We start from the raw sequence: 10971 nt of genomic DNA on the forward strand, positions 1-10971 counted from the left end.
AAAGCTATTTTCCTTTTGATTATTAACTGCTGAAAAAGCTGACGTTAAGATTATAACAATTTTGGCCTATACCGTTATTTTGACTTGTAAAACCAAGAAAATGAAAATATAATTAATCAAATCTTAGAAACGAACAAGCGTAAAAAGAACAGCACAAGTAAGAAAAAATGGAAAGCAGGGACTTTTAATGAAAATATCTAAGATCTTCATGGGCGCCGGGGTCGTCCTAGCAGCGGCAAGCTTGTCAGCCTGCGGGAGCTCAAAGGCTAGCTCAAGTACTAAGCAGGTTTTAAACTGGACGACTAGCGCGGAAATTCCAACCATGGACTTGTCCAAGGCGACCGACTCAGTATCCTTTACCCAAATCTCCAACACCTTTGAAGGGCTCTACCGCTTTACCAGCGCCTCCAAGCTGGAACCAGCCCTGGCCACGTCAGAAAAGATCTCTAAAGACGGGAAGACCTATACCTTTACCCTCCGCAAGGGGACCAAGTGGTCAAACGGCGACACGGTCACAGCCAAGGACTTTGTCTACTCCTGGCGGCGGACGGTCAACCCAAAGACTGAATCAGAATACTCATACCTCTTCTCAGGCATCAAGAATGCTGAAAAGATCGTCGCTGGCAAGAAGCCGGCTACGAGCCTGGGGATCAAGGCGGTTGGCAAGTACAAGCTGGTCGTGACCTTGGAACGGCGGATTCCTTACTTTAACAAGCTGATGGGCTTCGGGGTCTTTTTTCCGCAAAATGAAAGAGCTGTAAAGAAGTACGGCTCTAAGTACGGGACGGCGTCCAAGTACATGGCCTATAACGGTCCATACGTCCAAAAGGGCTGGACCGGGTCCAACCTGTCCTGGAAGATGGTCAAAAACAAGACCTACTGGGATAAGAAGCACGTCAAGCTGAGCCAGATCAACTGGAGCGTGCAAAAGTCGACCAACACTTCCTACAACCTCTACCAGTCAAAGAAGCTGGACGCCACCTCGCTTGACTCTTCCCAAATCAAGCAGCTGAAGAAGGCCAAGGGCTTTACCACCCTGGCGCAAGGGGCCACCTACTACATGGAATTTGGTCAAGGGACTAAGGGCAACAAGTACGTCAAGAACGCCAACATCCGTAAGGCCTTGTCCCTGGCCATCGACCGCAAGGGCTTAGTTTCAACCGTTGACGGGGGCGCCAGCCAACCAGCAAGCACGATTACGGCCAAGGACTTGACGACGGTGAACGGGAAGGACTACATTGATACTGTTTCTGCCAGCGCCAAGAGCCTCTACCCAGCCAGCGCCAACAAGCAGCTGGCCCGGAAGTACCTGGAAAAGGGCTTGAAGGAGCTGGGCGTAAGCAAGATCAAGCTGACTTTGACTTCCAGTGATACTGACTCAGCCAAGGCCACGGCCGAAGCTCTCCAGTCCAACATTGAATCGGCTTTGCCAGAAGTCAAGATTGAAGTGTCCAGCGTGCCATTTAAGACCCTTCTTAGCCGTCTGGGCGCCCACAACTTCCAATTAGGCTTGATTGACTGGATTGCCGACTTCGCCGACCCAATCTCCTTCCTGGACCTATTTACGACGGGCAACAGCCAAAACGACGGACAATGGTCAAACACTACTTACGACAAGCTGATTGCCGACTCTAAGACCACCTCATCTGACGCCAAGCGCTGGAAGGACCTGGCGAGTGCTGAAGACGTCCTCTTAAACGATACTGGCGTTTGCCCGCTTTACTACTTAACGACAGTCATGCTGGTTCGCCCAAGCGTCAAGAAGGCGGTCAACGTCCGGGGCAGCTGGGACTTTAAGGAAACCTACATCAAGTAGGAGGTGATGACCATACTTCATTCTTTTATTGATCCTAATTACATTCCTTTTAGCATCAAATATCAATTTTTATAATTGATATTTTTCTCTATATCCTCCTACTACAGGAAAGCCACACGGCTTTCCTTTTTATTTGGTGAAAAGGCTTTTTAGCGCGATAATTAGGGGGTAGAAAAGGAACTTTTTTAAGAGATGGGGATGCAGAAAAATGGTTAAAAAAGGTGACAAGCTGATCGACTGGGCCATGGAAATCCAGGCCATCGGGCAAACGGGGCTGGCTTACAGCAAGGACGTCTTTGACACGGAGCGATATGAGCGGCTGCGCGAGATTGCGGCTGAGATGCTGGCGGAAAAGTCCGGCGTGGATCTAGACAGGGTCAAGGGGCTTTTTTGTAACGAGATCGGCTACCAGACGCCGAAAATTGCCACCAGAGCTGCGGTTTTTCGCGAGGGTAAGATCCTGCTAGTCCAGGAAAACGAGGGGCACTGGTCTTTGCCAGGGGGCTGGTGCGACGTGGACCAGTCGCCGGCCGATAACTGCGTGAAGGAGTGCAAGGAGGAGTCAGGGATCGAGGTCAAGCTGGACCAGGTGATCGCGGTCTGGGATCACTTCAAGCACCACGGGTCCCTTCACCCATATGGGATCACCGACATTTACTACCTCTGCACGCCGCTTGGTGGCCAGTTTGAAGAGAACATTGAGACCAAGCAGGCCGGCTGGTTTAGCGAAGACGATTTGCCACCAATTTTTGAACGGAAAAATAGCACTGCTCAGATCAAGGAGTGTTTCAAGGCCTACCGGAGCCCAGACTGGCAGACGGAATTTGACTAAGAAAATGCTAAAATAAGAGGTAGTTAGCAGGAGTTTTTTTGTAAGGAGAAAAATTATGCAAGTACATGTTGAATTGGAAAATGGCTACTTGCCAGATGCTTACGCCAAGTATGCCGAAGTTAAAGAGGCCGGCAACCCGGTAGTATCCTTTCCATTTACGATTGAGGACCTGCCAGAGGGGACCAAGTACCTGGCCTGGTCCTTGGTCGACTACGACTCAATCCCAGTCTGCGGCTTTGCCTGGATCCACTGGCTGGTCAGCGACGTGCCGGCGGTCAGTGAGATCCCGGAAGATTTTTCCCGCAAAGATGGCGGTAAGTCCGGCTTTAACAGTACGGTGTCGCGCTTTTTGAATGAGCCGGCGTCCGTTCACAAGGGCTACATCGGGCCAACGCCGCCAGACAAGGACCACGACTACACCTTGCGGGTTTACGCGCTGAGCGAGGCCTTGGACCTGCCGGAAGACTACTACTATAACGACTTCCTCCGGGCCTTGAAGGGCAAGACGCTAGCTGAGGCGCGGGTGGATTTGCCAAGTAGAGCGTAATTAAAAAAACAGTGCCTTTGGGCACTGTTTTTTTGCGTGGGAGGCGGTGTGGCTGATCCTCTCACTTGCTATACAAAGGGGACCTTTTTTGAAAAAACTTCCCCAATCAAGGCACTTACTTCACCAAGTCGTTTGCATCGGACTGAATGTCATAAAGTTTTTCGTCAATATCGCTGTCATCCAAGGCTTGATCTAGCCGCGATTCTAGCAAATTGATGATCAATTGGTACTCCTTGAAACTTGGATTAACCTTACCGGTGCGGAGAAGCCTATCTAATTCAGTGGACGTGAACCTTGCTTGTGCACCGTAGTTCCACAAGATTTTTTTCGTCTTCTTGCTATTTACGATGGGCTTTAAGACCGAGCTTCCGGCAGAAGTGGTCATCAACTTCTGCTGAATCCGCTTATTGCTGCATAAAATCTTAATCAGCTTCCACGACAGCATCTTGTTTTGACTGCTGCTGGAAATCCCCCATGAGGAAGTGGCAATGCTAGTTGCCGAATGACCAGCGAGACTCGGCATCTGGCTGTACCTAATGGCAAAAGAGTGTGACTGCGTTACGTAGTAAGGGTATGAAGCATAAGTTCGGTATTGGGCCAGGGTGATTGGCTCAAAAGCTACCTTGCCTTGGTCAAAAAGATCAGTATCGACTTTCAGGTTAGCTGATGCAGACCGCAATTGCTGCATCAGTTTAACAGTTCGAGCAAAGCGGGTACTGATTAAGTTAACATGACGATTATTGGCTGAGAGGAGCAGACTATCATAAGTCTTGGCTGCCGCTTCCCAGTTGAAGGCATCGGTTGTGCCGTAGTACTTTTCCTTTTTTACCTTGGCGAGACTGCTGCTGATGCTCTCAAAATTTTCTGGTGTTAGACGGTTAAAGTCATTTGGCAGCTGATATTTTTTGAGCAGAGTCTGATTATAGATCATGAAATTTGGATTAGCTTCATAGGGCAAGGCGTACTGACCACCTCGATACTGCGTACTGGTTAATAGTGGTTGATAAAAAAGATCCGTGTTTAAGGCATCGCTTTTGATGAAGCGACGTAAGTCAGTTAACAGACCTTCTTCTGCTATCATGGAAAAATTGCCATCGGGAATCAAGATCACGTCTGGCGTTTTCCCAGAAACAATTTTTCCGCTCAGCCAGTTGAGGTAATCCTTCTTAGTGATGCCGGTTTCATATTTAACCTTCACATTGGGATATTGCTTGTGAAACTCCTTGATGGCCTCATCAATTACCTGATAAGGCTTGCCATTGGGCACATCCCAGCTGCTGCCAGTATAAAAGGCCACCGTAATAATTTTAGACTTTTGCTGGTAATAACAGCTGAGGCCACCAGCAAAAATAAAGAGGATGACCATCAAAATCAGAACCAGCAAATTGGGACTGATTCGGCCATTGTTGATCTGCTTATTCATCGTCATCTTTGATAATCTCGCTGGTCACTCCGCTTTGTACGGCCCAAATTGCCAACTGGGTCCGGTCGCGTAGGTCGAGCTTTTCTAAAATCTTAGAAATATAATTCCGGACAGTGCCTTCACTTAAGAAGAGCTTAGCTGCAATTTCCTTGTTAGACAGGCCAAAGCCAACTTGCTGAATGACCTGCCATTCATGCTTGTTAAAGTCATGGGATTCTTGGTCGTTGACCTTAATTGCATAGTTTGACTGGGCCATCTTGGAAAAGAGGGTAAAGACCTTTTGGGCAATATCTGGGTTGATCATCGCCCCGCCTTGGTAGACAATTTCGATTGCTTGGTAAAGCTCCTTAGGCTCAACCCCTTTGAGTAAATAGCCGGATGCCCCGTACTTTAAAGCACTAAAGATAAAGTCGTCATCGTCAAAAGTAGTTAGAATAATTACCTTGATTTGCGGATACTTGGTTTTGACATACTTAGTGCAAACTGTCCCGTCCATTTCCGGCATGCGGACATCCATCAAAATCACATCTGGCTGCTTAACAGCAATCTTTTCTAGAACTTCTTTGCCGTTGCCAGCAGTGTCGATTACTTCAAATTTGCCCGAGGCTTCAAGCACGATTTTTAGTGAATCGCGAATTAGAGCCTGGTCATCGGCTACTAAAACCTTAATCATCTTAGTTCTCCTCACTTTTTCCCTTAGGAATAATCACATTGATTAAAAAGCCGTTGTCGCCATTAAAGCTAATCTTTCCGCCGATAATGGCCACCCGCTCCTTCATTTGGGTAATGCCAAAGCCGGGCCGGATCATTTTGATTCCGACGCCGTTGTCCCGAATAGTCAGTAGGTATGCATTTGGCCGCTCCAGGCAGTTGATAGAAACGAGGGTAGCGTGGCCATGCCGGATAGAATTGGTAATGGCTTCCTCAATGATTCTAAAAATAACATTCTCAGTAGTTTTCTCAAACTCGGCTCCTTGCCACTGATAGCTAAACTCAATTTTGATATGGGAAATATCACTATATTCTTGGAGCATCTTTTTTAGGGATGCTTCAAAGGTATAGCCATTTAAGGCCCCGGGCCGCATTTGGTTCAGGGTTTTACGGACATCCTTTAGCCCTTGCTTGCTAGCAGCAGACAATTTATCTAGCTGGGTCTTGGCCGCTTGGGGATTGATGTCAATCAGCATCTTGGTGGCATCAATCCCGGCGGTGATCCCGGTCAAGGCATGACCTACTGTATCGTGGATGTCGCGAGCAATTCTTTTCCGTTCCCGGTTTTGGGCGATTTTTTCCGAAAGGGCGGCATAATTTTTCAGCTCAGTATTGGCTCGGGCAGCTTCTTTCAGCTTCTCTTGAATGTCCCTTTCCTGGCTTAGCAGGTAAAGGCCGTAGTAAACAATAATCCAGATAAAGGATAAAAGGTTGAGAGTGGTTAGCAAGTTTTGAATAAATACTAAACCTGGCTGGTCGCTTTCGGCCATGAAGCTGATATAGGTTGAAAGGCTAGGCATGTGACTAATTTTGCCCAAAATATTGTAGTCAGAAACAGAGTAAAGAAGTAGAAAGGCCACAGCTACACAGGTCCAAAAGCGAAAATGCCTTAGCCTGGTCAAATTTCGGCTAGAAATAAAGTAGTCGACTAAAATTAAGAGAAAGATTCCATTGTAGCTCATCTGCAGCTCAAAGTAGATTAGAGCTGCTAAGCAAATTTCTGCAAAAAAGAAGGGAGCAGAAAAACTGCGGGAGTGGCTGCTGTGGTGGCGCATGTTCATGGTCATGGTGAGCAAAAGCATGGCGAGGTTACTAGTCCAAAAGATTGTGATTGGCGATAGGGGCAGGCGATCGAGCTGGTTTAAGAAATGGTAGCTGAGATTATGATTGACGATATAGCTGCTGGCTTGGTAAAAAGTCGAGCTAATAAAAAGGACAATAAGGACATTAAGCCAGGTCATTAATCTTCTCAGCCAAAAGAGGCGATTCAGTCGAGCATTCATTATTGCCACCCCGTAAGACTGTACTTGTTGATATTTTTCTTAGTGATCAGCTGAGTTGGAATGATTACTTTTTTGGAAACCTTTTTGCCAGTTAGTAAGCGGTAGGACATGGCCGCACAGGTCTTGCCCATCTTAACCGGCGACTGAGCCACGGTGGCAACAGCATTCTTATTTTTGCTGATCAAGGACTTCATGTTGGGAGAGCCATCAACGCTGTAGATAGCAATCGGCTTAGTCACGTTTTGAGCATCGATGGCGGCTAAGGCGCCGAGGGCCGCTTGGTCGTTTAAGGCCATGATCGTGTCAAAAGCCTTTCCATTTTTAAGATACTTTTTAACCTGGGGCAGGGCCAATTCTGACTGCCCGTAAGTTTCAAGCTGATCAAGCACCTGGTATTGTGGGTGCTTTTTTAGCGTGTTGACAAAGCCGCTGATTCTTTGCTGGGCGGAGCGGGCACTGGACTGGATTAACAGGAGGATTTTGGCACTTTTTTGCCGCTTCATCAAGTATTTGGCATCGGTAACGCCAGCTTGATAGTTATCAGTGGCAATGGTGCAGTTAGCATCATTTTTCCATTTAATCTCGGTATCAACATTGATAATTTTGATGCCAGAACGTCGGGCTTTTTTGAGAGCTCGGTGGATCTTACGGGAGTTGCCATCAACGGGAGCAATGACGATTAAGTCGACTTTTTCCTTAATAAACTCGTCGATCTGCTTGACCTGTTTATCAATTTCTAAGGAAGGATCTCTCGTCAGCAGCCGGTCGCCGTGACGGCTGACGCTGTTAGCCAGCTGCTCATTTAAGATGGCATAGAAGACATTGTTCATGGTCATATAAGTTGTGCCGATAGTATACTGCCGCTTTTGCCCAGGATGGAAATTGTTCCAGCCATAGGCGAGCAAAATCGCTCCCAAAATAATTCCTAATTCAAGCAAAAAGTGCTGCCAAAACTTTTTGTTGCTGCGTCCGTCCATTTTCCACCTCGCGAGCTCGATAACAAATGCTAAAGATAATTATAGTTAAATTTGTCACTTTCGTCAGGTGATAAATGTCATCTTTTTCTTGAAAACCGTTACAAATGTTGTTTAGCCGGCGATGGTATCGGTGACAAACGACACTATGTAAGCGTTTGTTAGGGTGCTAAACTTAGGGCAAGAGTTAAGCAAGGAGGTAAGAAAGTGAAATACGTATTTTTGGTTTCTCACGGCAAGTTTGCTGAAGGGCTGAAAACGTCATTAGAAATGTTTTCTAGTGAAGCAGACAAGCGCGTTTTTGCATTAGGCTTGCACAATGGGAAGTCAGCGGATGAATTCAAAAAAGAAGTTAAAGCTTTGCTGGATGAACAAAACTTTACTGAAGATGATGAATTCATGATTTTGGCAGACCTCATTGGGGGCAGTCCTTTGACGACCTTCCTCAGCGTCGCTGCCGAAAAGGGGATGCTAGACCGAGCTACTGTCCTAGGCGGGATGAACTTCACCTTGGCCTTGACCGTGGTCGTTTCTCTAGATGGCATGGATCGGGAAAGCTTGGCACAGATGGCTTTAGGTGAAGCCAGTCAAGCTTTGAAGGAATACAAGCTTCCGTCAGAAGACGATGAAGATGATGAGGAAGACGAGATTTAATTAAGGAGGAAGAACGATGTCAGTATCATTTGTAAGAATTGACGACCGGATGATTCACGGCTTGATCACCACCCGTTGGGGCAAGGAACGTCCTTGTGATGGGATCATCGCAGTTAACGATAAGGCAGCCAAGAACAAGATCTTAAAAGAAGCTTACCAAGCAGCTGCTGAAGGCAAGAAGACTTTCGTTTGGACCATGGAACACTTTTTGAAGGTCCAAGACAAGGTCTTGAAGTCAGACACTCGCTACTTCTTGATTACCAAGAGTCCCTTGGATATGAAGAAGATCCTGGTTGACGAAGGCTTCAAGCCAAGCGACGTTAAGGTTGTTAACGTGGGTCCTGGTAACGACCGTCCTGGCGCCATCAAGCTTGGCGACAACCAATCCTTCACCCAAGAAGAAGCTGATGCCTTTGAAGCCATCGAAAAGGCTGGCTACAAGGTTGACTTTGCCTTGCTTCCTGACCAACGAATTGGTGAATGGTCAAAATTTAAGTCTAAGTTTGGTTACTAATCTTTGCGTTTATTAAAAAAGGGAGTTTAAAAAATGACAATTAATTGGTTCCAAGCTGCCATCTTGGGTCTGTTCGCTTGTTTGTGTTCAAACTCATGTATGGCAGGTCAAGCAGTTGGTAACTACACGATCGGTCGTCCCTTAGTTGGTGGTCTGGTCTGTGGTTTGGTATTAGGCGACTTGAAGCTGGGGATTGCCTGCGGGGTCGCTATGCAGCTGGTTTACATCGCCTTGGTTACGCCAGGTGGTACGGTTTCAGCCGACGTTCGGGCAATTTCTTACATCGGGATTCCGCTGGCTATGGTTGCGATTTCTTCAAGAGGGATGAACCCACTTGGCACTTCAGCAGCCAACTTGGCTAAGTCTGTTGGTACCTTGGTTGGTACGGTTGGTACGGTGCTCTACTACGCCGTTGCTACCATGAACCTGGTATGGCAGTCCTTCGGCTGGAAAGACGTTGAAAAGGGCAGACTGCAAAATCTTTACGGCGTTAACTTTGGCTGGCCATGGGTATCACACCTGATCTTCTCATTCGTGCCAACTATGCTCTTGACTCACTTTGGTGCCAGCGCCGTTACTGCATTGCGTAACGCTTTGCCAATGGACGGGATTCCAATGAAGACCTTGTTCACGGTCGGTGGGATGCTGCCATGTGTTGGTATCGCAATCTTGCTGCGGCAAATCGTAAACAAGCCAATGGACTTTGTCCCATTCCTTGTAGGTTTCACTTTCTGTGCTTCTTTGAAGCTGAACTTGGTTTCCGTAACGATCGTTTCCTTGCTTTTCGCCGCTATCATGTACGAAGTTCAAATGGCTGAAAGCAAGAAGGTTGTAGTCAGCGCTTCTGCGGGCGATGATGACGACGATGAAGAAGAGGAGGACATTTAAATGGACAGCACGAAGAAGCTTGATAAAAAGACCTTAAGCAAGTCATTCAACCTTTGGTTCTGGGGCGCTTTAACCTGCTTCTCCCAAGAACACATGCAAACTTTTGGCTACATGGCCTCCATGTTGCCAATTTTAAAAAAGCTCTACCCAAAGCATGAAGATCAAGTTAATGCCATTCACGCTTACACGGCCTTCTTCAACACCAACCCAATGCTGGGTTCTGTGATCGTCGGGATTACGGCAAGTATGGAAGAAGCCCGTGCTAACGGCAAGGGCATCGACGGCGAAACTATCAACGACATGCGTGCCGGTTTGATGGGGCCAATCGCTGGTATCGGTGACTCCTTGATCGACGGTACTTTGATTCCAATCCTGCTTGGGATTGCCTTGGGGATGTCCTCCGGTGGTTCACCAGTTGGTGCGATCTTCTACATCGTTGTTTGGGTACTGTTAGCTTACTTTGGTCAAAGATTCCTTTACTTCCGTGGCTACAAGCTGGGAGACAAGGCAGTTGAATTCCTTGTTGGTGAACAAGGCGCTGCCGTTCGCCGGGCGATCGGTACTGTTGGTGCCATGGTTGTTGGTGGGGTTTTGGCTTCATGGGTTAACGTTACGACTTCACTCAAGCTGTACAACTCAAACGGCAAGGTCTTCTTGAACCTGCAAAACCAGTTAGACTCAATCTTCCCAGGTCTGCTCACGGTTTTGATCACCATCTTCTGCTGGTGGCTGATGTCCAAGAAGCACGTGTCCGCAATTTGGACCATGCTGATCTTGGTTGCCATCTCCTTTGTTGGTGTCCTGGTTGGCTTCTTCAACCCAGGCCTTTCATACTAAAACTTTTACCCAATTTTTATTCGAAACATTCATATTTACTCCGAATTAAACTTTTTCAAAAAGAAAACTACTGCTGCTAGCTTAGGAAGGAAATTACCATGACTCTTAATGAAATGCGCAAAGGCTATGAAGGTGAAGTTGCCTACCAAAAACATATGCTCAAAAATCTCGGTTACTGGTTTCAACTTTGCAGCATCTTAAGTGGGATTGGGATTGTGTTGATTTACTTTTTCCATGCTAAGAACATCCTCCTCAATGTTGTTGGCGCGGTCCTCCTAGTGCTGGGAGCGGTAGGAATGTTGCTCTTTGGCTATACTGGATGGCGGGGACAACAAAATGTGAAGGCGGTCATTGATGATTACGAGCAAAAGCTTGACTATCTTCAGAAAAAGACTGCTAAAAAACACTAACTGAATCGCTTGTAAAAGAAAAACGTACTGATACTTAGGTATCGTGATATTACCCCCGAAATTAGGACACTAATTTCGGGGG

12 protein-coding genes are annotated in these 10971 nt (G+C 47.0%); 8 read left to right on the forward strand and 4 right to left on the reverse strand.

Features of this window, described 5'->3' with window-relative positions; all coding sequences use genetic code 11:
- Positions 1–187 precede the first annotated feature (187 nt).
- From FC20_RS08085 to FC20_RS08095, 3 genes are all read left to right on the forward strand, one after another.
- Positions 188–1816 carry a peptide ABC transporter substrate-binding protein gene (locus FC20_RS08085; protein WP_008461865.1) on the forward strand — a complete coding sequence of 543 codons (1629 nt, stop codon included), beginning with the start codon at positions 188–190 and terminating at the stop codon, positions 1814–1816.
- A 208-nt stretch (positions 1817–2024) separates the two neighbouring features.
- The gene (locus FC20_RS08090) at positions 2025–2648 is read left to right on the forward strand and encodes an NUDIX hydrolase N-terminal domain-containing protein (protein WP_008461866.1); all 624 of its coding nucleotides are present in this window, start codon (positions 2025–2027) and stop codon (positions 2646–2648) included.
- A 55-nt stretch (positions 2649–2703) separates the two neighbouring features.
- Positions 2704–3195, forward strand: a complete 492-nt coding sequence (locus tag FC20_RS08095; RefSeq protein WP_008461867.1) for a YbhB/YbcL family Raf kinase inhibitor-like protein — start codon at positions 2704–2706, stop codon at positions 3193–3195.
- Between the two features lie 115 nt (positions 3196–3310).
- On the opposite strand, the gene FC20_RS08100 is transcribed toward FC20_RS08095, so the two are convergent.
- The 4 genes from FC20_RS08100 to FC20_RS08115 are packed head-to-tail and all read right to left on the reverse strand — an operon-like array spanning position 3311 to position 7589.
- The gene (locus FC20_RS08100) at positions 3311–4624 is read right to left on the reverse strand and encodes an ABC transporter substrate-binding protein (RefSeq protein ID WP_008461868.1); all 1314 of its coding nucleotides are present in this window, start codon (positions 4622–4624) and stop codon (positions 3311–3313) included.
- Entirely contained in the window at positions 4611–5291 is a 681-nt protein-coding gene (locus tag FC20_RS08105) for a response regulator transcription factor (RefSeq protein ID WP_039943919.1), read from the reverse strand. The genes FC20_RS08100 and FC20_RS08105 overlap by 14 nt, the downstream gene beginning before the upstream one ends.
- Position 5292: 1 nt before the next feature.
- A complete protein-coding gene (locus FC20_RS08110; protein ID WP_008461870.1) occupies positions 5293–6612 on the reverse strand; it encodes a sensor histidine kinase in 1320 nt (439 codons plus the stop codon).
- Complete coding sequence (locus FC20_RS08115) at positions 6612–7589, reverse strand: substrate-binding domain-containing protein (protein ID WP_008461871.1); 978 nt, start codon at positions 7587–7589, stop codon at positions 6612–6614. The genes FC20_RS08110 and FC20_RS08115 overlap by 1 nt, the downstream gene beginning before the upstream one ends.
- Positions 7590–7793: 204 nt before the next feature.
- Here FC20_RS08115 and FC20_RS08120 point away from each other — a divergent pair, with 204 nt between their 5' ends.
- The 5 genes from FC20_RS08120 to FC20_RS08140 all read left to right on the forward strand — a co-directional run bounded on the left by FC20_RS08120 (position 7794) and on the right by FC20_RS08140 (position 10889).
- Positions 7794–8240, forward strand: a complete 447-nt coding sequence (locus tag FC20_RS08120; protein ID WP_008461872.1) for a PTS sugar transporter subunit IIA — start codon at positions 7794–7796, stop codon at positions 8238–8240.
- A 16-nt stretch (positions 8241–8256) separates the two neighbouring features.
- Complete coding sequence (locus FC20_RS08125; RefSeq protein WP_008461873.1) at positions 8257–8754, forward strand: PTS sugar transporter subunit IIB; 498 nt, start codon at positions 8257–8259, stop codon at positions 8752–8754.
- Between the two features lie 33 nt (positions 8755–8787).
- Entirely contained in the window at positions 8788–9642 is an 855-nt protein-coding gene (locus FC20_RS08130; RefSeq protein ID WP_008461874.1) for a PTS mannose/fructose/sorbose/N-acetylgalactosamine transporter subunit IIC, read from the forward strand.
- Complete coding sequence (locus FC20_RS08135) at positions 9643–10479, forward strand: PTS system mannose/fructose/sorbose family transporter subunit IID (protein WP_008461875.1); 837 nt, start codon at positions 9643–9645, stop codon at positions 10477–10479. It abuts the gene before it with no gap.
- Between the two features lie 98 nt (positions 10480–10577).
- On the forward strand, positions 10578–10889 hold the full coding sequence (locus FC20_RS08140) for a hypothetical protein (protein WP_008461876.1): 312 nt from the start codon (positions 10578–10580) through the stop codon (positions 10887–10889).
- The last annotated feature ends 82 nt before the right edge of the window (positions 10890–10971 follow it).

Origin of the sequence: Lactobacillus equicursoris DSM 19284 = JCM 14600 = CIP 110162 (assembly GCF_001434815.1) — a bacterium.
In the GTDB taxonomy this organism is placed as follows: Bacteria; Bacillota; Bacilli; order Lactobacillales; family Lactobacillaceae; genus Lactobacillus; species Lactobacillus equicursoris.